Here is a 22,380-nt window from a genome sequence, read left to right as displayed (position 1 = left end):
ACAACCCCCCGGGGCGCCCACCACGGGGGCCGCCCCCCGCCCTGTTCAGCCTTACCTGGCCGCCTTATTCCGCGGCGATCTGGCCTTCAATCTTTTCGACCTTCACCGCCGAGAACTTGAACTCGGGAATCTTGCCGTAGGGGTCCAGCGCCGGGTTGGTCAGGATGTTGGCGGCGGCCTCCACATAGGCAAAAGGCACAAACACCATGTCCTCGGCAATCGCCCGGTCGGCGCGCGCCATGATCTCGATCGAGCCGCGGCGGGTCGACAGGCGGATCATCTCACCCGGCTCGATCCCCATCAGCTTGAGCGTCCGCGGGTTGAGCGAGCAGTTCGCCTCCGGCTCCACCGCGTCCAGAACCTTGGACCGGCGGGTCATCGACCCGGTGTGCCAATGCTCCAGCTGGCGGCCGGTGGTCATGATCATCGGATAGTCCGCATCCGGTGCCTCATCCGGCGGGATCACGGACGCCGGGGTAAAGCGGGCACGGCCCTCGGGGCGCGGGAAACCATCGCCGAACACGATCGCCTGACCCGGGTCGGTCTCATGCAGCGACGGGTAGGTGATGGTCTCGGTTTCCAGACGCTCCCAGGTGATGTTGTTCAGCGACTTCATGTTCAGCTTCATCTCGGCAAAGACTTCGCTGACATCCTTGTAATCCCACGGCAGGCCGATGCGCTGCGCCAGCTCGACAGTGACCTGCCAGTCCTCGCGCGCCTCGCCCGGAGGCGGAACGGCCGGACGCACACGCTGCACCTGGCGGTTGGTGTTCGACACGGTGCCGTTCTTTTCATACAGCGCCGAGGCCGGCAGGATAATGTCCGCATAGTTTGCCGTCTCGGTCAGGAAGATGTCCTGAACGATCATCAGTTCCAGCTTGGCAAAGGCATCGCGTGCGTGGTCAGCATCAGGGTCGGACATCGCCGGGTTTTCACCCTGGATGTACATGCCCTTGATGTTGCCGGCATAGGCCTCGTCCACGATCTCGGTCACGGTCAGGCCCTTCTCGTTCGAGAAGTCGCCGCCGCCCCAGACATCGGTAAAGCTCTTGCGGACATCATCCGAGGTCACGGTCTGATAATCCGGCAGGAACATCGGGATCAGGCCCGCGTCGGACGCGCCCTGCACGTTGTTCTGGCCGCGCAGCGGGTGCAGGCCTGCACCCGGCTTGCCCACGTTGCCGGTCATCAGCGCCAGCGAGATCAGGCAGCGCGAGTTATCGGTGCCGTGAATGTGCTGGGACACGCCCATGCCCCAGAAGATCAGGCCCGCCTTGCCGCCCGCAAAGATGCGCGCAACACTGCGCAGCTGCTCAGGGGACACACCGCAAATCTCCGACATCTTTTCAGGCGTGAACTGCGCCAGATGCTGTTTTTCCGCTTCCCAGTTCTCGGTGTATTTGTCGATGTATTCCTGGTCGTACAGGCCTTCCTCGACAATCACGCTCATGATCGCGTTCAGCATCGACACATCCGCGCCGGGACGGAACTGCACCATTTCGGTGGCGAACCGGCGCAGGCCGACGCCGCGGGGGTCCATCACAATCAGCTTGCCGCCGCGCTTGGTGAACTGCTTGAAGTAGGTCGCCGCCACAGGGTGGTTCTCGATCGGGTTGGAGCCGATCACAATGGCCACATCCGCGTTTTCGATCTCGTTGAAGGTCGCGGTCACAGCGCCGGAGCCGACGTTTTCGATCAGTGCCGCAACCGAGGAGGCGTGGCACAGACGGGTGCAGTGGTCGACGTTGTTGTGCTTGAAACCCTGGCGGATGAACTTTTGGAAGAGGTAGGCCTCTTCGTTGGTGCATTTCGCCGAGCCAAAGCCCGCAACCGATTTCGGGTTCTCGTCCCGCAGCTTCATCAGGCCCTTGGCCGCCAGATCCATCGCTTCTTCCCAGGATGCTTCGCGGAAGTGGGTCGACAGGTTGCCCGGATCGACATTCAGCCCCTTGGCCGGCGCATCGTCGCGGCGGATCAGCGGCTTGGTCAGGCGGTGCGGGTGGTGAATATAGTCAAAGCCAAAGCGGCCCTTGACGCACAGGCGGCCTTCGTTTGCCGGGCCGTTGATGCCCTCGACATGCTTGACTTTGCCGTCCTTGACCTTGAGCGAGACCTTGCAGCCGACACCGCAGAACGGGCAGACGCTTTCGGTTTCAGAATCATAGTCCTTGCTGTCGCCGACCTGGTTTTCGTCCAGCACGGTGGCAGGCATCAGTGCACCGGTCGGGCAGGCCTGCACACACTCACCGCATGCGACGCAGGTGGACTGGCCCATCGGGTCGGCGATATCAAAGGTCGGGAAGGCGTTATGGCCGCGGCCAGCCATGCCGATCACGTCGTTCACCTGCACTTCGCGGCAGGCACGCACGCATAGGCCGCAGGAGATACAGGCGTCCAGGTTCACCTTCATGGCAACGTGGGAATCGTCCAGCAGCGGGATGCGACCCTCTTCCAGCTTCGGGAAGCGGCTCTCGGTGACGCCGTTCAGCTCTGCCATGTCCCACATGTGGGAGGATTTGTCGTGTGCCTCTTCCCGCTTGGGCTGGTCGGCCACCAGCAGTTCCATCACCATCTTGCGGGCATTTTCGGCGCGCGCGTTGTTGGTGGTGACAACCATGCCCTCGGAGGGTTCGCGGATACAGGAGGCCGCCAGCGTGCGCTCGCCTTCAATCTCCACCATGCAGGCGCGGCAGTTGCCGTCAGGGCGGTAGCCCGGCTGCGGCTTGTGGCACAGGTGCGGGATCTTCAGCCCGCGGCCGTTGGCGACTTCCCAAATGGTCAGACCCTTGTCCGCCGTGACCTGTTCGCCATCGAGTGTGAATGTGACTTTATCGCTCATGGCTCAGACCTCATCCGGAAAATGTTTCATGGTCAGGCGGATCGGGTTCGGCGCGGCCTGGCCCAGCCCGCAGATCGAGGCGTCCACCATTGCGGTGCTCAGCTCTTCCAACAGGCTCTGATCCCACTTCTTCTCGCTCATCAGCTTGACGGCTTTTTCGCAGCCCACCCGGCAGGGGGTGCACTGGCCGCAGCTTTCATCCTCGAAGAAGCGCAGCATGTTCAGCGCTGCGTCGCGGGCGGAGTCCTGGTCGGACAGCACCACAACAGCAGCGGATCCGATGAAAGTGCCATGCGGCTGCAGCGTGTCGAAGTCGAGCGGAATGTCATTCATCGACGCAGGCAGCAGGCCGGAGGACGGGCCGCCCGGCTGATACGCTTTGAACGCGTGACCATCCAGCATGCCGCCGCAGGCTTCGATGATGTCGGTGATGGTGGAACCGGCGGGCAGCAGATGCACGCCCGGGTTCTTCACCCGGCCCGACACCGAGTAGCTGCGCAGGCCCTTGCGGCCGTTCTTCTCAACCGAGTTCAGGCATTCCGGGCCTTCACGGCAGATCTTGGCGACCCAGTACAGGGTCTCGACATTATGGACCAAAGTCGGACGACCGAAGACACCCACCTGCGCCACAAACGGCGGACGGTGGCGCGGCTCGCCGCGCTTGCCCTCGATCGACTCGATCATCGCGCTTTCTTCACCGCAGATATAGGCCCCTGCCCCGCGGCGCAGGTCGATGTAGCCTTCCTCGACGATGCCGGCGATTTCCAGCGCCTTGATCTCGCGGCGGAGGATCTCAAGCACTGCCGGGTATTCATCGCGCATGTAGATAAAGGCTTTCTCGGCCTCGACCGCCCAAGCGGCGATCAGCATGCCTTCGAGGAAGACGTGCGGGGTGCGCTCCAGATAGTAGCGGTCTTTGAAGGTGCCGGGCTCGCCTTCGTCGCCGTTGACGGCGAGGTAGCGCGGGCCTTCGTTGGCGCGCACAAAGCCCCATTTGGTGCCGGAGGGAAAACCAGCGCCGCCAAGGCCGCGCAGGCCGGCTTCTTTGACTTTCGCTTGAACCGCTTCCCAATCGCCACCCCCACGCAGGTCTTTCAGCGAGGCATAGCCGCCTTCTGCTTCATAAGAGGCGAAGGTCTCATACTCGGGGATATGGGCGTGGGTATCATCTGCCGCAATCGCTGCTTCCACCTTCTCGACGGTCGCATGGTCAATGTGGTTGTGGCCGATTTCCAGCACTGGTGCGGTGTCGCAGCGGCCCATGCACGGCGCGCGTAAAACGCGAACCTGGGAGGCATCCAGACCGTCTTCCAGCGCCTTCTGCAGCTGCTGGGCACCTGCCAGTTCGCAGGACAGCGAGTCGCAGACGCGGATGGTCAGGGCCGGCGGCGGGGTCTCGCCTTCTTTCACCACATCGAAATGGGCATAGAAGGTGGCCACCTCATAGATCTCCGCCTGACCGGTCCTCATTTCCTCGGCCAGCGCCCGGATATGCGCGGCGCTGAGGCAGCCGTATTTGTCCTGAATCAGGTGTAGGAACTCAATCAAGAGGTCGCGGTTGCGCGGGCGGTCCCCCAGCAATTCCTGAACCTCGCTCAGCGCGATGTCGTCGACCTGGCGGCCTTTGGGCGTCTTGCGGCCCTTGCCTTTGCCGGACTTCCATACGCCCTTGCTATCATCCAATGGTGCCATGGGGTCCTCCAGTCAGCACGTAACTCACTCCGAAATGCCATCAAGAATGAATATCGTCAAATCTGGAAATTGGATTGCACGATAAGCAACGCTTATCACGCCATTTGCGGCATCCCATCGTCCACAAACGTCGCAATTACCTCTTTCAAGGCCTGAACCGTGGTCAATTCCGGTGTCCGGTCCAGAGTCGCAATGCAAATCGGCCGAGATTGCTCCGGCTCGATCAGCGAGAGAACCCGGGTTCCCCCCAGCTCTCCCAAGGCCTGCATCAACGCCCGCGGCAGAATCGTCGCCGCGGAGCCTTCGCGCGCCAGAACCATCGACGCCATAAAGCCATTGGACTCCGACACGATATCCGGCCTCAGTTCCAGGTCGGCGAATATCCGGTCCAGAATACGGCGGTTCTGCATCTGCTGGTCCAGAAGGCTCAGCGGCAATTCAGCGGCCTCGGCCCAGCTGATCGTCCCGCCACGGTCCGCCACCATCTCTTCGGGCGCCAGCAGCACATAGCTCTCTTCATACAGCGGCTGCACTGACACCAGATCCCGCCCCATGCTCTCGGCGTAGGTAATACCGGCATCAATTGTACCATCATAGAGGCGCTGCTGGATAGCCAGTGATGTCGTCACCTCGACCTGGGCCAAAATCCGCGGATAAGCCTGGTGCACCTGGTCCACCAGCTGCGCGGCCCAAGCGGTGGCGGTCGGCACCACCCCCAGCACCAGCGTGCCGGTCACCTCGCCGCGCGATGCTGCGATCTCTTGTTCTAGGGCCTTGGCATCATCCAGGATAGAACGCGCCCGGCGCACGATCATCATGCCCTCTTCGGTCAGCCCCTGAAACCGGTTAGCGCGGCGCACAATGGACAGACCCAGCCGTTCCTCCAGATTGCGGATCCGCATGGAAAACGCCGGTTGCGACATACCGCAATCAGCCGCGGCCTTGGCAAAATGCTGGTGGCGGGCCAAAGCGGTCAGCAGCTGAAGATCCTTGAGCTCGATCATGCCAGCACCTTACGCCGCGGCCGCCGGCCCCTGCAATGGGCCCCGCTGAAATGTCAGCCCTTGCCGGACGTTTCTGCCTGCTGTGCGGCTTCTCCGTAGAGTTCCACCAGCTCTTCCAGCACTTCGGCCGCTCCTTGCAACCGCCCTGCCAGCTCAGTGCGCCCTTCGAGCGCCTGCATCAGCATGCGGTCTCGCAGTGAATTGAGCTCCTCCACCAGCACACGGCCCTCGTCAGTCAGGTCATAAGTAACACCCGAACGGCCAGCGCCCTGTTTGCGGGTCAGCCCCGCCGCCGCCAGCTTGCGCAGGGAATACTGAATGTTGGGTATATCGACACGGTTTGTCGAACGGGCCAGCTCCTTAATTGATTTGGACCGCCGGCCGCCGCCAATCAGACGCAACAAGGTGATCTCAGCTCCGGCCAGAGACACGTTTCCGGCCAGTTCCATACACCCGGCCTGCCACCGGATCAGGCCCTCACCGGCTCGCTGCACAGCGATTTCCAGCCGGTGGAGCCGGTCAGCAGCCGTTTCTTCAGTCAGGTATGAAAACGAGGATGAGTCCAATCTGTTATCCAAGAAACAGCTCCGATAAAAAGTTTTGGCGGCCCCAAGGGCACAGAAAACAGCAGATCAAAATTCAGGAGTTTCCAATACACCCCCACCCAGCACCAGAAAGCGCACGGTACAAGGAGGCGCAGGCTCCTTCTTGAAAATCCATCTCAAATTACCCTCAACTTATCCTGCCAATTCCTCCGGACTTCAATACCCGGAAACTCAATATGTTAACCAAACGGAAACCGTGCAACCGTCCGCCTGCTGCTCACCCGCTGCTCTGCAAACCGCTGAGTGGAATGGCGCGGTTCAGGATCGCTGCGCGGTAGCCGCAGAAAGAACTGCCTGCGCCCACCTGTCAGAAATGCTGCCGAAACAATCATGAATCGAGTCAGTGGCAATTGCGCTGCCCTGTGCCAGCCTGCCTGTCAGCGCGAGCCCTGCAACCGGTTCGCCGTCAGCTCCGGCCAGCGCTGCGTCCGGTGCACAGTTTGCCCCCAAACCGCTGCCAAGGGGGTTCAATGCCAAGTCTTGCCGCAGCCTTGCCACAAGCGGCTCCGTCACAGATTCCACCGCGGGCTGAGGCAGAACGGCGTCAATCATGACATCGGCGGTCACCGCGTGACCGCCGGATTGCAGCCGCCAGCCCTGCGGCGTGAGCGTGATATCAGGATCATCTGCCGCACGCGGATCTACCAGCCCGGTCTCAATGAGGATCTGCAGCTGACGGGCGGTTTCTACTGGCGCCCCGTAGGAATAACGCTTGAGACCGTCATCAAACTCAACAAAGTCCCGCGCAGTGCCGGCAGACACCGGGGAACTGTCAAAGACGCGGCGCAGCAACGGCTGCCACTTTCGCCAAAGCTGGCCGACTGTGTAGCCGATGGCGGGCGGCGCTTCCCCCTCGGCTTGGGCGATGCCTGCGCGCAGAGCGTCCAGCGTCCCCCGCTGTTCCTGGCTTCCCGGATGGTCCCGTTCCAGCTTCAGCCATTCCCGGACCTCGGCGGTCTGCGCTGCCCCTCCACTGGCGCGGATTATGCGCAGCGCTGCGGCCTCAAGAACGCGGCAAAGCGGTTTCAGACCGGTATCAGGCTGTTCAAACAGCCCGGCACGCATGGCTTTTTCAAATGCCGCGGTCTCTTCATCCAGCGGATCAAAGCGCGCGTCCAGCTTTGCATTCAGGGGTTTCGGGGCAGGCGCCTGACCATCCAGCGAAAAAGGCACGATCCGGGCCGGTTCCCGCCCGGACGCGATATAGCGGTCACCTTCGAACCGTCCGCCAAGACCCAATGTCAGCATGCGGACAACATCAAGCGCCGAAAGCGCCATGCCGCGAATACCAACAATCCGGCCCGCCCAGCCTTGGGCCGCACTTATCAAGTCTGTCCCAGGGTAGGCCGGCATTAGGGGCAATGAATTTCGGTCCGCATGATCTTGCCAGCGCGACAGCTGCTCGTCGCTCGCTGTTTCAGGCTGCCCTAGGGACAGCAGCACATTATCGTAGGGGCCGCGGGTCAAACCCTGCGCACGCAGTTGCCAGCCCGCCTTACCGCGCTCCGCCCTGGTGACCCGCGCCGCGCAATGTCGCACCGCAATCGAGTCTGGCAGATCAGCGAGCAGTGCATTGAACCGGGCGTTCAGGTAAGCACCGAGTTTGGCCCGCGGCAGAAACGCCTCTCCATCCCCGGCGGCCTGGCCCATCCATTCGGCGAAACTGCTTTCTGCCCCGCGCGCCAGCGGCGGCGGCGGCAGGTCGATGCTGCGCAACGGCAGGTTCAGCAGGCAAGTTTCACTTTCGCTTGGGTCGAAGCTTGGGCCCGCCGCTGGATAGCTGGAGGGGTCGAAAACATCCACCTCCAGTGCCCTGCCTTCTTCAGAGGCACGGCGCACCAGCGCCTCCAGCGCACCAAGGCCGCGCGGCCCGAACCCAACAATGGCAACCCGGCGCAAGTCTCGCCCCATTTATGCGCTCCCTTACCCAGCACAGCCCTGCCACCTTGGGCCGCTAGCGTCCCGCGGCGCAAGCCATTTCCGCGAAATGCCGCTGAGCCGGGTGCCCCACTGTAAGTTTACTTCTTTTTGCCCCTGCGCGGATTCTATCGCGTGCCACCTGCGGAGGTACGGATTTTGTTACCGTGCCGGTTTCCAAGCGAAAATTGCGGTTGGCCTTACCGATGGCATACCGGCAGGAGATACTCAGGACATGTGGTTCACCGTTAGAACGCCCGTGCCGGATTTCACCTATCCGGATTGCTCCTCGCGGCTCACACGTTTCAAAAACCGCTTGAGCCGGTCATCCCGTGGCGCATCGAAAATCTGCCGCGGCGGGCCGGATTCGACGATCTTGCCGCCATCCATGAACACGATCCGGTCCGCGATTTCACGTGCGAACTGCATCTCGTGGGTGACGATAATCATGGTCTGGCTTTTCTCGGCAACCCGCCGCATCAGGTCCAGCACCTCGCCCACCCACTCCGGGTCCAGCGCCGACGTCGGCTCGTCGAACAGCAAGACGTCTGCACCAAGCGCCATTGCACGGCCAATACCCACGCGCTGCTGTTGCCCCCCGGACAAGGCCGCCGGGTAGCTGTCCGCCTTCTCGGCCAGCCCGGTTTCCCGCAAAACCGACAGGGCGCGTTCCTCGGCCTCGGCGCGGGGCCGCTTCTGGACGGTGACAAGTGCTTCCATGATGTTCTCTTTCGCCGTCTTGTTGGCAAAGAGCGCATAATTCTGAAATACAAATCCCGTGCGGCGGCGCAGAGCCAGGATTTCGGATTTCGACGCCCGCGCGGCATCAATGGTCAGATCGCCAACCGTGATTTGCCCCGCATCGGGCACATCAAGGAAGTTGAGGCTCCGCAAGAGAGTCGATTTCCCTGTGCCGGACGGGCCGATCACAACGACCTTTTCGCCGTCTTCGATGTCAAGGTCGATCTCGCGCAGCACCGGTGCGCCGCGGAACGACTTGGTAAGTCCCCGGATAGAAATCATCGCGCAAAAGCCTTGTTCAAACGGGTTTCCAGCCGGCCCTGGACCTGGCTCAGCGCCTCGACCATCACCCAGTAGATGACCGCGACAACCAGAAACGCTTCGAAATAGAGGAAGCTGCCAGCCGCCTCCTTCTGCGCTGCGCCCATCATTTCGGTGACCCCAAGCGTAAAGGCCAGCGACGTGCCTTTAATCATATCGATGAAGTAATTCACCAGCGTCGGCGCCGCGATCCGCGTCGCTTGAGGGAGTATGATGCGGCGCATCATCTGGACCTGCGTCATACCGATGGACTGCGCCGCCTCCCATTGGCTGCGGTCGACCCCGGCGATTGCGGCGCGGATGCTCTCAGCCATGTAGGCGGCGAAATGAAGCGTAAGCCCCATGATCGCGGCGGTCACGCCGTTGATATTGGCAAGCGCGGGCAGCAGCTGCGGCAGGCCGAAATAGAATAGAAACAGCTGTACCAGCAGAGGGGTGCCGCGAAAAAAGCTGATGAACAGGACAACCAGATTGTCCAGCACCGGCACCTTGATGACCCGTTCCACAGCAAGGAAGGAAGCCAGGATCAGCGCCAGCACCATGGACGCGACGGCCATGGCCAGGGTAATCGGAACGTAGGACAGGATGACGGGCACCAGCCCGAGCATGTAATCGAAGTCAAGCGCCCGCATCGTCAATCCTATTGTGCAACAGTGATGTCAGAACCGAACCACTTCGTGGAGATTTCGGTCAAAGTACCATCAGCCCGCAGCGTGTCCAGTGCCGCATCGATACGGTCGCGCAGCTCGCGCCCTTCCTCGGTATCGGCAAAAGGCAGAGCATTGCGGATCTCAGAAAACGGCGCTCCTGCCAGCTGCAGCGGCAGCGGGCTTTCTTTGATGAGCTGGACCGAAGACACGCGGTCCATCACGAATGCATCGACGCGGCCAAGCGCAGTGTCCTGGGCGATATTGCTCTCGTAGGTGCGGATGTCGATCTCTGAGGCGTAAGGCAGCTCGTGCAGCAACTGCTCGAAATTCGACCCGAGGTTGACCGCGACCGACCGGCCGCGCAGATCTTCGACCGATCCAACCTCTTCGTTGCCCTTGCGCACAACAACCTGCGCTCCGTCGATCACATACGGCTGGCTGAAAGCGAACTTTTCCTCGCGCTCAGGCGTGATCGTGATCTGGTTTGCAATAGTGTCGATCCTTCCGGATTCCAGCGCCCCGACCAGCCCGGAAAAAGTCATGGTCTCATAAGTGATATCCAAACCGGCCACGTCTCCGACCGCGTCCATCACATCGACTTCGAACCCTTGCAGCTGGTCCTGCTTCACAAAGGTGAAGGGGAAATAGCCTCCCGACATGCCAACCCGCAGCTCTTCAGTCTCGGCAAAGGCGGCGGTACCCAGCACGGCGGCGGCAAACGCGCCAAGAGTAAGGGATTTTAGCATAAGTCTGCTCCTGTCTGATTGGTCCGCCCTAAAGTGAGGGCCCTAAAGAATGTTTCAACCGTTTGGTCAAATGAAAAACAGTTCTTGGACGCGGGAAGCAAACGGGAAACCAGCATTCCAAGGCAAGCCGAGAGCCGCAACAACTTTTTGGGCAGTATGCGCTTCAAGGAACATCCTCCTCCCAATGCAGCCGTTCTTCAGGGCCAGGTGCAGGAATCTGCAATGGCGTCACCACCCCGTCATGGTGACAGAGCCGGCAAGACTCCGCTTCAGGCGATCCCTAGCCGGTTAGCTGCGTGTGACCCGGGCCTCGGGCAGTTTTCCAATCCCGCGGCAGTAGTTCGGCCTTTCTATTTTTCGCGACTCAAGTGCCTGTGCTAAAGTGACGTATGGTAAAGGTAGAGTACTTTGCGGGAGGAAAACTGCGCGCAGGGAAACGTCTGAGAACAGCCATGGTTGTCCCCGTCGATCCCGAACGCGGCGCGGTGTCGCTGCCAGGGTGGCGCAATGTGCCGCTGGGCAGCAACCGGTTCCAATTGGTCGTCAACGGTGAACTTATCGATGAACGTGCCACAGAGCTGCGGCGGATCGAGGACCTGATCCCCGCCCTGCGCGAGGCAGAGGCTATACTCGGGGCAGAGGACGAAAACCGCGCAGAGCGCTCGCTTCGTGCCGCGTTCGGCGAACGTGCCTTCCCGGCGGTGCTGGACGAGTCAGGAGCGCTTTTGCTGCCTACCGGTGAGGTCGCGGTAGGGTTTGAAACGGACATCACCGAAGACACCGCCCTGGCTGTTCTGACCGGCTATGGCGCCAAGATACTGCGCCGGCTGCCGCTTTCGGCACCAAGCTGGCTCGTCACAGTACCCGAAGAGGACGGCATTGCGCTTGCTTTGAGTCTGGCCGGGGAGCCCGGTGTGCGCTTTGCGTCACCCAATTTCATCGAAGAGGTTCCCGAACGCCGTGCCGAAGCACCACCCAACGCCCTCTTCACCGAACAATGGCACCTTGAAAACACTGGCCAAGGTGGCGGTCTGCCTGGCGCCGACATAAATGCACGTGCCGCTTGGTGTATCACTCGCGGCTCGCCGGAAATCATCGTTTGCATAATCGACAGCGGTGTCGAGCTTGCTCATCCGTCGTTTTCGGCTCCGGGAAAAATCGTGGCGCCCTTTGACGCGGCCGATGGCGATGGTGTTCCAGCGCCCACGGTATCCTCCCACGGCACCTCCTGCGCGGGCGTGGCGGTGGCCGGATGGGGCACAGGCGACGTCGTCGGTGTCGCACCCAATTGCCGGCTGATGCCAATACGCCGGGCGGATATCAGCGAACACGTCAGGATGGCCGAGGCCTTTTCCTGGGCCTGGCAGCAGGGCGCAGATGTGATTTCTTGCAGTTTTGGCTACGATGGGCGGCCCTGGATCTTGCCCGACGTGGTCCGCGCGGCAATGGAAGAAGCCATCACACTCGGTCGGCAAGGGCGTGGCGCAGTGATCGTCTGGGCAGCGGGCAATGGCAATGAGGCCGTCTCGGACGATGAATGGGCGAGCCACCCCGAGACGCTTGCCGTTGCCGCCTCTACCGATAGCGACAGGCGCGCCGGTTACAGCGATTTCGGCCCCGAGATCGACGTCTGCGCCCCCAGCAGCGGAGGCTTCCGGTCGATCACCACCTCATCTAATGGGGGCTATACAAGCTTTTTTGGCGGAACCTCGTCGGCCGCGCCGCTGGTGGCGGGTGTCGCCGCGCTTATGCTGTCCGTCTGTCCGTCGCTGACCGGTGCCGAGGTGCGCGCCATCCTGAGGTCAACCGCCCTCCAGATCGATTTTGAAGAAGGAGAATACGACAATACCGGTCATAGCCGGTTCTACGGGTACGGACGGGTCGACGCGGCCCGGGCGCTTGAGGGTATTTCGCCTCTTATCGAAGCGCTGCGCGACAGCCCTGCCCTGGCCGACATCGAACAGATCGACGCCTTTAACGCCGCCTATCTTGCGTCCAGTTCCGCGGGTCAGGCCATCATCTCATTTCTCAGCACACGGCGTTTCATAATCCTGGCGCTGCTAAAAAGCGATATCGCGTTCCGGCAAAGGGCGCAGACCGTCCTCGAAACCATCATTCAATTCATGAAAGGAGGAGAACATCCTGGCGACATCACCGACGCCGCAGTGCTTGCTCTGACAGGTGCAGCGCAAGACCTCATCGATGCGTCCATACCTAGTTGAAGTTTTAAGTTCCTTAAAAAAGGAGGTCTATTCATGTCCCGCACATATTCTGACCCGCGCGGTAAGCGCAGTTCGAAAACCAAGACATCCTCAGGCGAAAGATCGCAATCGGGCGAACGCTCGGTCGAGGACGTTTTGTCAGAATTGGTCGCCATGCTGGAAAACTCCGGTGCTACTTCGGGCTCAGGCACAGGCAGCAACAGCGCGCCAGCTACGCCGGGAACCGGAAATGGCACGCCCTCGTCCGCGACTGCATCAGCAAACCGGTCCAGCCGGTCGCTGGGCGATACAAAGGCGCCGCCGCTTGATGCGTTCTCCATGATTGATCTCGACCGCGGGTGCATTCTTCTGCCCGATTGGCTGAAGAACCTTAAGAAGATGCCTTATGCACAAGGGCAGATCGACAAGGCCATCGCAGGTGCCGGCGAGCCCGGGAGCTCCACCAACGACGATGAGCGCGCGGTCTGGTTTCTGGCCCCCTGGGTGGTTGCCGGCGGTGTTTGGCTGGCCGGAGAACTGATCGAAGACGACGAGGACGACGATCGCGCCATCCTTCCGCCATTACCCATTATCCTGCCGATCATCATCCAGAATGCCATCATTGAAAAGCTGATCGACAAATTCTCTTCCGACGACGGCGAACGCTTCGTCCCTGCGTTCATCGCCGTCACCGGCCTTTTTGCGGCGGGCCTCGCCACGGGAAGCACCGGCAAGAAGCTGTGGAAAAAATACGTCGACTAATTCATTCCGATCCGGAGAAAAGCAATGTCTGCGAAACTCGATCCGACCAAGACAATCTTCTTCCCTCCTCCCACCTTTCCACCCGTTCCCGGCCCGTTCGATCCCTGGCCCGGCGGCCCATTCGGTCCGCCGCCGATCACGACCTCGCCGCGCACGACCCACGGCCCCGGTGAACGCACCGCCGGCGATCCTGCCGCACTCGACGCGCTGTTAGCCCGGCTCGTCGAACTGCTGTCCGATGCGCTTGAGCGGCAAGATTACGATGCCGTCATCAAGGCCTATGGCCCGGTGATTCAGAAGCAGCTCGAAAGCGACCCTGACGCCATGGCCGCTTTTCGCGCTCTGTTCGAACGCTACGGGATCGACCTCGATCAATTCAACCTGCCCGCCTCTGATGAGCGCGAACCCGTAACAATCGGGATTTCCGTGACTGTGGCGCTGATCGCATTTGGCAGCGGTGCAGTGATCGGCTGGTTAGCCGAAGACTGAGCACTGTCCAGATTGGGCCGCGGAACTTCCCGGCCCAATCTGCTACCGCAGAAACAACCAAGAGATAACGCAGCCTTGGTTGCTGAACAGGCCGAGTGATCCGGGCTGCGGTCAGTCAGGCCGCTAGGGAAAACTCACCAATACGCCAGGTGCCCAGCCCCCGGAAGGCTAATTGCTTCCAAGCACGCTCACTGCCTTGCCCGGCCCTGAATGCGGCCTGGCACCCTCGTGAGTTTCCGCTCACTCAACTGATACCCTTCCGGAGCAATCCGTTCACGGAACTCAGGATCATGGCTGACCAGAAGAACCGCCTGATCCAGCCCCTCCAGGATCTCTGCCAGCCGCGTGTAATTTTCCGGGTCCAGCGCGTTGGTCGGCTCATCAAGGATGAGAACGTCCGGCTCCATCGCCAGCACCGTGGCCAGTGTCACCAGCCGCTTCTCACCACCCGAAAGTTTGTGCGTGACCCGCTCGCGCAGATGCATCAGCCCCAGACGGTTCAGCACGCTGTCGACGATGGCCAGCGCCTCCTGTTTAGTTTTTCCCAGGTTGAGCGGGCCAAAGGCCACATCCTCGGCCACAGTCGGGCAAAAAAGCTGGTCGTCAGCGTCCTGGAAGACAAAGCCGACGCGGCGGCGCATTTCGTGGAAATCCGCTTCCTCAGCGCAGGTTTTGCCAAAGGCTTTGACCGTACCTCTGGTGGGGGTCAGCAGCCCCATGATAACTTTCAGGAGTGTCGACTTCCCGGCGCCGTTTGGCCCGACAATCGACAGACGTTCACCCGCGTTAAGCTGCATCGACGCGTCTTCCAGAACCGGATCAAGTCCGGGGTAGGAGAAGTGAATGTTATTCAAGTCAAGAAGCTGCATAGATGGCCTCAACCCAAATCAAGGCGGCAAGGGCGGCGGTAACGGCCGCGGCAAAAAACAGGTCGGCCCTGCTAAAGCGGAAGTCTTCCAGCAGGATAATGCGGCCGGAGAACCCCCGGCATTTCATCGCAGCCAGAATGCGTTCCGACCGTTCGATAGCACGCACCAGCATCATGCCGACCAGATAGCCATAGCTGCGGTAGGTGTGCCAATTGGTCCCGGGACGGAACCCGCGCAGCTTCATCGAGGTGCGCAGGCGCTGGTATTCCTCGCGCAGGACGTCGATGTAGCGGATTGTGAACATCATCAGATGCACCAGCCGTTCAGGGGTTTTGAGCGCAAACAGCGCGTGTCCCATCGTCACAGGTTCCATGGACCCAACCAGCGTCATGACCGCAAGAATGACTGCATTTGCGGTGAGGGCTATTTCCACCGCACGCCACAGTCCCTCCCAACTCGCCTCTAGGCCCCAAATGGAAAAGACAGGAGTTCCCGGGACAGTAAAGGGCAGCAGTACCAGCATGAAGACGATGAAACTGTCCATCATCGCCATTCTTTTCAGTGTTTTCCGGGGCGGCAAACCGGAAAACGCCAAGAGTGACATTGACAAGCCCAGCGCAACCGACAGCACCCAGAGATTGCTGAGAGAGACAACGACAACGGCATAAGCCGCGCTCATCACGATGCGCATCCGAGGATCAAGCGTGGTGACCTTGGCGCGGAAAACGCCGATGCCGCTGAGCGGTTTTTCAGCGCCGGTCAGAACATAGGTCATGAGCTGCCGCCAATCTTGCGCTGCGCGGCGATGTAGAAGCCCAGCCCGAACAAGCCAAAGATATAGCCGATGCCGCCAAGGATAGACTGAAAGTCCGACTTGTTCTTGAACGCGGTCAGTTCCTGCCGGAGCGGGCGCAGTTCGTTGCGAATCATGGCGGCCAGCTCAGCGCGGGCCTCACCGGACAGGCCGGCAGCCGCGGCGGACGAGGGGGCTTCAGTTGTGCCGCCGGCCGCAGGCATTAGCCTGCGCGGGTTTTGACCCAGGATCTGCGCGACCTCTGCCGCATCCATGATCACTTCCGCAACGTGGCCAGCGCCAAGGTCGCCGCGAAACACATGCGTTACCGGCTCCGACGGTGTGAACAGGAAAAAGCCGTCGGAGTCCGTATTGGTTTCACCCAGCTTGCTCCCAGCTTCGTCAAAGACTTCGATCAGCAAGTCCGGAGCCATTGCGCCATTGGAAAAGCCAACCTCGCCCTCGATATCCGAGCCGGAGGGGAATACCGCAGAGATCACATTGTGGGCCAATGCCGGCAGCGGTGCGAGAAGAGCAAGAATCAGAACACAGGACCGGATCACGTCAGGCTGCCTTTCGTGTCAAAGAACAGCTCAGGTTTAACCCGCCGGGCCAGGAAGATTGCGGCGCCTGACAGAAGCGCTTCGATAACCATCACAGGTATATGCGAGAAGAAGACAAGCTTGGCGGCTAGAATGAACTCATCGCCGGACAGCATTAGCGAGAAGGCTACGGCCAATGTCGTTGCCGCTATCGCAGCTCCGCCTCCGATACCGCCCCAGATCGCGCCGTGCAGCGGCGAGCCGCGAGCCACCAGCGGGCGGAAAGCCAGCCCCACCAGAACAGCGGGCAAGGCGATATTCACGGCATTCACACCCAGCACCGTCAGCCCGCCAAAGCCAAAGAACACCGCTTGCAACAACAACCCGACAAACAGTGCCGGAAACGCGGCCCATCCCAGAACCAGCCCGGCCAGCCCGTTCAGGATCAGGTGAACCGAACTGGGCCCGATCGGGACATGGATCAGCGAAGCCACAAAGAAACTGGCCGAAAGAACCCCTGCCGCCGGAATGCGCTCCAGCGGCAGGCTGCGCAGACCCATAGCGATACCGCCGGCTGCAGCAACAGCGCCGCCAATCACTACCGGGTTTGACAGAGCGCCGTCTACGATATGCATCGGTCTGCTTTCACTTCAGCTCTTCAGCGTGGATCCACAGCACAGCATCCTGGCTGAGTTCCTTGCCGTTGTGCTCGGTTGCCAGGCCGGACCCCAGAGCGGCAAAACCCCAGTAGCCTGCTTTCGGGATGCCGAAGGAAAACACGCCGTTCTGGTCCGCGATAGCAACGATCGCTCCGCCCGGCATCTCACCCACGGTGGGATCGGTGGCCGAAAACGCTTTGAGGTCAGGCTCGGCCGCCATGAACTCGATCTCGATTTCAGCACCGGGGACTGGCGCGCCGCCCGCCAGAACCTGACCGGAAAAGGTGGATCCGACGATCACATTGTAGGGTTTGTTCAACGGCAGAATCTCGGTGGCCAGCCCGACCGGCTTATCCCAGTCGGTCGGCAAAGTGTTTCGGTTCAGCACGACTTTTGAGATCTGTTGAATATAGATATCTTCGCTTTCCTCGTAGTAGGGTGAAGGCACGGTCACCACGACATAGTCGCCGGAGCGTTTCACCGGGACGGACGCCTTGTAGGCCGAAGCTTCGTTCTCAGCGCCCTTGAAAGTGGCGGGCTCAAGGCGATCCGAAAGGTCGGTCTTTTCGCCTTTGTGGATCATGAAGAATTCTTCCGGCGCGCCCATGTCCATAGCGTATCCGTTTGACATGGGATGCCAGAAAACCAGGCCCATCGGCACGTCACCGGGCTTCTCGATCAGCGCTCTTTCGGTGTAATTCAGCTGGAAATGCGCCGACGCGGCGGCAGGCAGGGAAACGGCCAGTGCTGCGGCCAGATAGTTCAGTTTCATTTCGTCCTCATTCGACGATGCAGGCGCACCTGCAATCAGGAATGAACAACGGGGAGTATTGGCACGGAGTCGCCGGAACGGCCGTCGCGCCAGACGCTCACCCCGGCGTCCGGTGGAAAAGGGCAGAAACTCCGCAAGCGGGGCCTCGGTCCTTGTGTCCGGCAGGTCTCCTGACTCGCGGGTCCTGGTTCGGCTGGCCTTCCCGGGGATGATCCCAGTGGCGTCTTCAGCGTCACTCACCGCTCACAGTTGCGGGGGCAGTCACGGATTTGGTCCCTTTTGGGTACGCCGCACCGTGTTCCCTATTTCTTCCGCTGCGCATTGAAACACTTGCGGAACCGGTCACACTGGTTGAATGGCAAAACCGAATTTCTGAGTCAAGCGTCTTGCCTTCTGCTCAGTCACGGGATTGACACTGCAGATGACTGTTACCGGACTGCAACGGCCAGTCGGCAGGCCTGCGTGATGCGCGCAAACGGTGGCCGGTTTCCAACGGTATTCCTTTCGTGTGACCCGGTTTCACGGTTTAAGACCGCCACCGGAATGACGATTGCCCGAGCCCGGCAGAGATAGTCCAAAGCACCGTACGTTCTGCCGGTATTGGGTTTTCCTTGCCCCTTGTTCGATCAGGATTTGGGGCTCTTCTGACCTGCAGAAGGCTTCCCGTTCAGAATCTCGCCTCGCAACCCGGCGTTAAAACCCTCGCGGCCCCGTTCCCCAGAGTGATACCAGTTCGCTTCAAGCGGCAACAACTGCGCTCCCCCCCCTGTTTTGCCCTCTCTGCGACACGAGGTCTTCCGAAAGTAAAATCAGGGAACGCTTGGCCACTGGCGGAACAGGAGGCGCGAGCGGGAATGTTGGAGACACGCAAAAGGAAAGGTTCTGTCGCAAATGGCAAAACTTTATGTCGCGCGACAAGGGAGGAAGTGGCGGACCGAGGAGGATTCGAACCCCCGACCCCTTGATTCGTAGTCAAGTACTCTATCCAGCTGAGCTATCGGTCCACTGCGGCGGGGTTTACTGATAGCATCGCAGAGTCGCAACCCTAAAAGACGGCTGTTTCCGTTTTTCTTCACCAGCAGCTTCCGTGCAAACCTCGGCGGACGGCCGAACCACAAGGGCGTGCCCCCGTTCGGCCGCGTTGACATCCGGCCGCTCTTCGCCCCAAGACCGGCCGGAATTGTGGTATAAGTCTGAAGCCATGTCTTCCCCGCCAGGTTTTGCGCCGGGGAAGACGCGTACCGCAAACCGAAAGGGGGCGGCGGATGCCGGACCGGAACTCAGCGTGTTTTCAGCTCAGGCCGCTTGAAACAGCGGACCTAGCCACAGCCGCAGGCTGGCTTCAGAACATTGCTGACATGGCATGTTTTGATCGCTCAAACCGCGTGCCGCTCAGCGCACAGGGGCTGGAGCAGTCATGGGAGCTATTGTCCGATACAAAGGCAAACGCGAATAAGTGCTGGTTCGCACTTACCACGGAGTCCAGTGAACTGTGCGGTATCACCGGGCTGGATAGCATCTCAGCGGTGAACCGTGATGCCGTCATTGCCATGTTTATCGAAGAATCCAAGCGCAGGCAGGGTGTGGGGATACGCGCCCTGGCGCTGCTTCTGGACTTTGCCTTCCGGCAGATCGGGCTAAATCGCGTTACATCATACTACCGTGCCGACAATACCCGCAGCAAGCACCTGACCGCGCGTGCCGGCTTTGCGACCGAAGGCAGAATGCGGGCCGCATGGTTTGCAGAAGGCCGGTTCTTTGACATGGTCACTGTCGGCCTCCTGCGCGAGGAATGGGACGCCAGCCGCAAAGCGCTGGCGCAGGAGCTTGGCGCGGGCCCGCGCGTAAGTTTCCGCGGCGCAGAAGCCGCCGGCTGGGTCTGGCCGCCCGGCCCGGACAACCCGCTAGAAGGATGAGCGCGCATACCAGCGGCCCCAGCCCGCACTCACAGGAGGAGGACAGCTTGTGAGCGGCCAAAAAAAGACAACAAGAGTCCGCCGCCAGCTTGGTGCGGTGCTGTTTGCCGATGTCGTCGGCTATGCCCGGCTTATGGGCAATGATGAAATCGATACCTACAGTGCCCTGAAATCCCTCTTGGAACAGCTGGAAGCGGCTTGCCAGGCACATGACGGGCAAGTGGTGGCGGTCCGCGGCGATGGGGTTCTGGCGCTGTTTGAGACAGCCACGCATGCTGTGGAGTTTGGCGTCGAGCTGCACCGTATTGCCGAGATAAACAACCGTGCGCGGCCGGACGATCAGCACCTCCGGTTTCGCGCCGGTGTGCATATGGGCGAAATTCTGGTCGATGACCGAGGTATCCATGGCGACAACGTCAACATTGCCGCCCGGCTGCAGGAGATCGCCGAACCGGGCCGGGTTTTTGTCAGTGCGTCCGTCTACGAGCAGATCCGCAACCGGCTGCGCTTTGGCTTCGAGTTCCTCGGCCCGCAGCAACTCAAGAACATCACCGAGCCTGTCGCGGCCTATTGTGTCCGCAGCGAAGTCGCAGGCGCAACTATGGCGGCAACCCGGCGCCCTGAGACGCGGCCCGCGCACCGGCCGCCGCCTGGGATCCCTTCGGTTGCCGTGCTGCCATTTGCCAGTCTGGGCGGCGAGCCGTCCGACAGCTGGTTTGCCGACGGGCTGACCGAGGACATCATCCTCAACCTGTCCAAGTTCAAAAACCTTTTTGTCATTGCCCGCAACTCCGCCTTCTTTTTCAAAGCCAGCACCATGCCGCCTCAGGATGCCGCGCGGGAACTGGGAGTACGTTACGTTGCGCGCGGCAGCGTCCGGAGAGCAGCCGCGCGGGTCCGGATTGCAATTGAGCTGATCGACGCGGAGACCGGCCGCACCATCTGGGGGGAACGGTACGACCGAAATATTGATGACATCTTTGCCATCCAGGACGAGGTAACTGACGCTATCGTGGCTTCTACGGCCGTTCTGATTGAGGCGCAGGAACGCAAGCGTATGGCGCAGACGGCACCCGCCGACCTTGCCGCATACGGTTATGTCCTGCGCGGGCAGCAGTATATCTTCCGCTACACAAGGCAGGACAACCACGAAGCGCAGACCCTTTATGAGCGCGCCCTCGCCCGCGACCAGGACTATGCCCGGGCCTCTGCCGCGATCTCCCGGACCATGAATATCGACTGGCGCTACTCCTGGGCCAAGGATGCCGAGCACGCGCTGGATACGGCGTTGTCTTATGCGCAACGGGCCGTGGAGCTGGATCCGACCGACGCCCGCGGCTTTGGCGAACTTGGTTTTGTGCATTTGTACCGGAAGGAGCACGATGCCGCGCTCGGCGCCTACCGCCGTGCTCTGGCGCTGAACCCCAACGATGCGGACCTCCTGTCGGACTATGCCGATGCGCTGGCCCATTCCGGCGATAACGAAGCCGCAATCGGAAACCTGCAGCAGGCCATGCGGCTAAACCCCTATTTTCCGGACCAGTACCTTTGGCACCTGGGCGGGGCCTATTACAATCTCAAGGAATATGATGCGGTGATCGGCACGCTGACGAAGATGAACAACCCGACTGAGGGCCAGCGTATGCTTGCCGCCAGCTATGCGCAGCTGGGCCAGATGGAACAGGCCCGCAGCATGGCAGACCGGCACCGCGAAGCGCATCCCAACTTTTCGTTGGAACGCTGGGCCAAGGTGCAGCCTGACCGGCTGGAAGAAGACACCCAGCACTTTGTCGAAGGGTTGAAGAAGGCAGGGTTCTGACCCCGTTGACCCGACCGGCGGTCAAGTTCGCGCCCGAGGCGCGGAGACCCTACGCTCTTTAGCGTGCAACCATTTACCGAAGACGTAATCAGTCGCCGGAACCGCGGGCCTTGGCACCGCTTACCTTGGCACCACTGACCTTCGCACCGCTGACTTTAGCTCCGCTCACCTTTGCACCGCTGACCTTGGCGCCGCTCACCTTGGCACCGCTTATGTCAGGACCGCCGCCGCCAAAGTAGACATCCAGCAGAACCTGTTCCAGCATACCGGTCATCACATCCATCCGGATTGTGTAATCGGCCTTATCATAGTCCCACACCCGGATATCGTTTGCGATCTGGTATTCAGCTGAGGCAACGCCGGTCTTGGAAGGATCAAGTGGAGCACGGGCAGCCTGATCCCCGGGTTTGTTACTGTCTGTCGCACTTTCGCCGTCACCATGCACCAGGAAGATCACTGGCTCTGGAAGCTCAAAATACGTGCCCTCGTATGAAAATCCGTAGATCCGCGCGAGATTGGCATCTTCACTCAGTTGATCAGCCAGCAAGTTATTACGGCCGCGGCCCTTTTTCTGCCGTTTTCCGGCCCGGGAAAACTCCTGCTCTCCGGCACTGAAATTGCCGACTTGTCTCCACAACCCTTGACGCGGGCCGTGGGCAATTTCGACAATAGCCCCTAAAGGGAATTGCTGCTGACCTTCCCATGGGTTGTTCTCTCCCGCTCCAACTTTGTAGAGGCCATTTTGCCCCTTGTTGGTCTGAGCCATCACCAGAACCTTGTCACCCGGCACGAGTGTTTCACCGTTGACTGCCGTACCTCTCAAGTTCTGCTCATTTTTGACCGTGCCAACAATGGCCCCCGCAAATTTGGGAACAATCTTGATGTCGTCGATCAAACGTCCAAATAACAGCACTTCGGAAAAACTCAGTAAAGACTCGGCCACCGTACACACTCCCGTGGCTATGGAACAACACCAGAAGACCTATTCGCGTTTCCACGGGCGCAATCAGCGCTAACCCCATTTTTCGGAAAAGTCCCCCTGC

General features: G+C 60.7%; 19 protein-coding genes, 1 tRNA gene and 1 riboswitch. Of the genes, 5 read left to right on the top strand and 15 right to left on the bottom strand.

Going from position 1 to position 22,380, the window contains the following annotated elements:
• Positions 1–64: 64 nt before the first annotated feature.
• The 8 genes from fdhF to AC4HIX_RS17865 form a co-directional block, all read right to left on the bottom strand.
• Positions 65–2,839 carry a formate dehydrogenase subunit alpha gene (gene fdhF / locus AC4HIX_RS17900; protein ID WP_490399971.1) on the bottom strand — a complete coding sequence of 925 codons (2,775 nt, stop codon included), beginning with the start codon at positions 2,837–2,839 and terminating at the stop codon, positions 65–67.
• Positions 2,840–2,842: 3 nt separating this feature from the next.
• Positions 2,843–4,531, bottom strand: coding sequence for an NAD(P)H-dependent oxidoreductase subunit E (locus tag AC4HIX_RS17895; protein ID WP_490399970.1), 1,689 nt, complete (start codon positions 4,529–4,531; stop codon positions 2,843–2,845).
• A gap of 95 nt (positions 4,532–4,626) precedes the next feature.
• A complete protein-coding gene (locus tag AC4HIX_RS17890) occupies positions 4,627–5,535 on the bottom strand; it encodes a LysR family transcriptional regulator (protein WP_490399969.1) in 909 nt (302 codons plus the stop codon).
• A gap of 53 nt (positions 5,536–5,588) precedes the next feature.
• The gene (locus tag AC4HIX_RS17885; protein ID WP_475047702.1) at positions 5,589–5,984 is read right to left on the bottom strand and encodes a winged helix DNA-binding protein; all 396 of its coding nucleotides are present in this window, start codon (positions 5,982–5,984) and stop codon (positions 5,589–5,591) included.
• Between the two features lie 414 nt (positions 5,985–6,398).
• Positions 6,399–8,051 (bottom strand): FAD/NAD(P)-binding protein, encoded by a 1,653-nt coding sequence (locus AC4HIX_RS17880; RefSeq protein WP_490399968.1) that lies wholly within the window; start codon positions 8,049–8,051, stop codon positions 6,399–6,401.
• A gap of 279 nt (positions 8,052–8,330) precedes the next feature.
• Positions 8,331–9,080: an amino acid ABC transporter ATP-binding protein gene (locus tag AC4HIX_RS17875; protein ID WP_490399967.1), complete on the bottom strand. Its 750-nt coding sequence runs from the start codon at positions 9,078–9,080 to the stop codon at positions 8,331–8,333.
• On the bottom strand, positions 9,077–9,751 hold the full coding sequence (locus AC4HIX_RS17870; protein WP_490399966.1) for an amino acid ABC transporter permease: 675 nt from the start codon (positions 9,749–9,751) through the stop codon (positions 9,077–9,079). Before AC4HIX_RS17870 ends, AC4HIX_RS17875 begins: the two co-directional genes overlap by 4 nt.
• 8 nt (positions 9,752–9,759) lie before the next feature.
• The gene (locus AC4HIX_RS17865) at positions 9,760–10,515 is read right to left on the bottom strand and encodes an amino acid ABC transporter substrate-binding protein (protein ID WP_490399965.1); all 756 of its coding nucleotides are present in this window, start codon (positions 10,513–10,515) and stop codon (positions 9,760–9,762) included.
• Between the two features lie 452 nt (positions 10,516–10,967).
• On the opposite strand from AC4HIX_RS17865, the gene AC4HIX_RS17860 reads away from it, so the two are divergent.
• Genes AC4HIX_RS17860 through AC4HIX_RS17850 form a run of 3 tightly spaced genes read left to right on the top strand, consistent with a single transcriptional unit; the run spans position 10,968 to position 13,967 of the window.
• Positions 10,968–12,737 (top strand): S8 family peptidase, encoded by a 1,770-nt coding sequence (locus tag AC4HIX_RS17860; protein ID WP_490399964.1) that lies wholly within the window; start codon positions 10,968–10,970, stop codon positions 12,735–12,737.
• Between the two features lie 33 nt (positions 12,738–12,770).
• Positions 12,771–13,478, top strand: coding sequence for a hypothetical protein (locus tag AC4HIX_RS17855; RefSeq protein ID WP_475047718.1), 708 nt, complete (start codon positions 12,771–12,773; stop codon positions 13,476–13,478).
• Between the two features lie 24 nt (positions 13,479–13,502).
• Positions 13,503–13,967: a hypothetical protein gene (locus tag AC4HIX_RS17850; protein WP_490399963.1), complete on the top strand. Its 465-nt coding sequence runs from the start codon at positions 13,503–13,505 to the stop codon at positions 13,965–13,967.
• A 188-nt stretch (positions 13,968–14,155) separates the two neighbouring features.
• Here the strand turns inward: AC4HIX_RS17850 and AC4HIX_RS17845 are convergent, their stop codons facing one another.
• The 6 genes from AC4HIX_RS17845 to AC4HIX_RS17820 form a co-directional block, all read right to left on the bottom strand.
• Positions 14,156–14,836: an energy-coupling factor ABC transporter ATP-binding protein gene (locus AC4HIX_RS17845; RefSeq protein ID WP_490399962.1), complete on the bottom strand. Its 681-nt coding sequence runs from the start codon at positions 14,834–14,836 to the stop codon at positions 14,156–14,158.
• Entirely contained in the window at positions 14,823–15,611 is a 789-nt protein-coding gene (gene cbiQ, locus AC4HIX_RS17840; RefSeq protein WP_490399961.1) for a cobalt ECF transporter T component CbiQ, read from the bottom strand. Before cbiQ ends, AC4HIX_RS17845 begins: the two co-directional genes overlap by 14 nt.
• Positions 15,608–16,192: a cobalt ABC transporter permease gene (locus tag AC4HIX_RS17835; RefSeq protein ID WP_490399960.1), complete on the bottom strand. Its 585-nt coding sequence runs from the start codon at positions 16,190–16,192 to the stop codon at positions 15,608–15,610. The genes cbiQ and AC4HIX_RS17835 overlap by 4 nt, the downstream gene beginning before the upstream one ends.
• Positions 16,189–16,806, bottom strand: coding sequence for a cobalt transporter CbiM (cbiM, locus tag AC4HIX_RS17830; RefSeq protein WP_475047730.1), 618 nt, complete (start codon positions 16,804–16,806; stop codon positions 16,189–16,191). The genes AC4HIX_RS17835 and cbiM overlap by 4 nt, the downstream gene beginning before the upstream one ends.
• 10 nt (positions 16,807–16,816) lie before the next feature.
• Positions 16,817–17,602, bottom strand: coding sequence for a DUF4198 domain-containing protein (locus tag AC4HIX_RS17825; RefSeq protein ID WP_490399959.1), 786 nt, complete (start codon positions 17,600–17,602; stop codon positions 16,817–16,819).
• Positions 17,603–17,745: 143 nt separating this feature from the next.
• Positions 17,746–17,960: riboswitch (cobalamin riboswitch) on the bottom strand.
• A gap of 569 nt (positions 17,961–18,529) precedes the next feature.
• Positions 18,530–18,606, bottom strand: a tRNA-Arg gene (locus AC4HIX_RS17820).
• A gap of 261 nt (positions 18,607–18,867) precedes the next feature.
• Here AC4HIX_RS17820 and AC4HIX_RS17815 point away from each other — a divergent pair.
• The gene (locus tag AC4HIX_RS17815; protein ID WP_490399958.1) at positions 18,868–19,518 is read left to right on the top strand and encodes a GNAT family N-acetyltransferase; all 651 of its coding nucleotides are present in this window, start codon (positions 18,868–18,870) and stop codon (positions 19,516–19,518) included.
• A gap of 49 nt (positions 19,519–19,567) precedes the next feature.
• Positions 19,568–21,337 (top strand): adenylate/guanylate cyclase domain-containing protein, encoded by a 1,770-nt coding sequence (locus AC4HIX_RS17810; protein WP_490399957.1) that lies wholly within the window; start codon positions 19,568–19,570, stop codon positions 21,335–21,337.
• 88 nt (positions 21,338–21,425) lie between these two features.
• Here the strand turns inward: AC4HIX_RS17810 and AC4HIX_RS17805 are convergent, their stop codons facing one another.
• Positions 21,426–22,280: a hypothetical protein gene (locus AC4HIX_RS17805; protein ID WP_490399956.1), complete on the bottom strand. Its 855-nt coding sequence runs from the start codon at positions 22,278–22,280 to the stop codon at positions 21,426–21,428.
• Positions 22,281–22,380: the final 100 nt, after the last annotated feature.

This window comes from Leisingera sp. (assembly GCF_982940295.1).
Note: the sequence above shows the minus strand (reverse complement) of the source record. Positions and strands in the feature narration are given on the sequence as shown.

What these genes read in the sequence shown, in the direction of transcription:
- AC4HIX_RS17855 (WP_475047718.1), top strand. Translation starts at nt 12,771, where the DNA reads ATGTCCCGCACATATTCTGACCCGCGCGGTAAGCGCAGTTCGAAAACC.
- AC4HIX_RS17875 (WP_490399967.1), bottom strand. Translation starts at nt 9,080, where the DNA reads ATGATTTCTATCCGGGGACTTACCAAGTCGTTCCGCGGCGCACCGGTG.
- AC4HIX_RS17825 (WP_490399959.1), bottom strand. Translation starts at nt 17,602, where the DNA reads ATGAAACTGAACTATCTGGCCGCAGCACTGGCCGTTTCCCTGCCTGCC.
- AC4HIX_RS17870 (WP_490399966.1), bottom strand. Translation starts at nt 9,751, where the DNA reads ATGCGGGCGCTTGACTTCGATTACATGCTCGGGCTGGTGCCCGTCATC.
- AC4HIX_RS17815 (WP_490399958.1), top strand. Translation starts at nt 18,868, where the DNA reads ATGCCGGACCGGAACTCAGCGTGTTTTCAGCTCAGGCCGCTTGAAACA.
- AC4HIX_RS17850 (WP_490399963.1), top strand. Translation starts at nt 13,503, where the DNA reads ATGTCTGCGAAACTCGATCCGACCAAGACAATCTTCTTCCCTCCTCCC.
- cbiM (WP_475047730.1), bottom strand. Translation starts at nt 16,806, where the DNA reads ATGCATATCGTAGACGGCGCTCTGTCAAACCCGGTAGTGATTGGCGGC.
- AC4HIX_RS17845 (WP_490399962.1), bottom strand. Translation starts at nt 14,836, where the DNA reads ATGCAGCTTCTTGACTTGAATAACATTCACTTCTCCTACCCCGGACTT.
- cbiQ (WP_490399961.1), bottom strand. Translation starts at nt 15,611, where the DNA reads ATGACCTATGTTCTGACCGGCGCTGAAAAACCGCTCAGCGGCATCGGC.
- AC4HIX_RS17885 (WP_475047702.1), bottom strand. Translation starts at nt 5,984, where the DNA reads ATGGAACTGGCCGGAAACGTGTCTCTGGCCGGAGCTGAGATCACCTTG.
- AC4HIX_RS17880 (WP_490399968.1), bottom strand. Translation starts at nt 8,051, where the DNA reads ATGGGGCGAGACTTGCGCCGGGTTGCCATTGTTGGGTTCGGGCCGCGC.
- AC4HIX_RS17890 (WP_490399969.1), bottom strand. Translation starts at nt 5,535, where the DNA reads ATGATCGAGCTCAAGGATCTTCAGCTGCTGACCGCTTTGGCCCGCCAC.
- fdhF (WP_490399971.1), bottom strand. Translation starts at nt 2,839, where the DNA reads ATGAGCGATAAAGTCACATTCACACTCGATGGCGAACAGGTCACGGCG.
- AC4HIX_RS17865 (WP_490399965.1), bottom strand. Translation starts at nt 10,515, where the DNA reads ATGCTAAAATCCCTTACTCTTGGCGCGTTTGCCGCCGCCGTGCTGGGT.
- AC4HIX_RS17860 (WP_490399964.1), top strand. Translation starts at nt 10,968, where the DNA reads ATGGTTGTCCCCGTCGATCCCGAACGCGGCGCGGTGTCGCTGCCAGGG.
- AC4HIX_RS17895 (WP_490399970.1), bottom strand. Translation starts at nt 4,531, where the DNA reads ATGGCACCATTGGATGATAGCAAGGGCGTATGGAAGTCCGGCAAAGGC.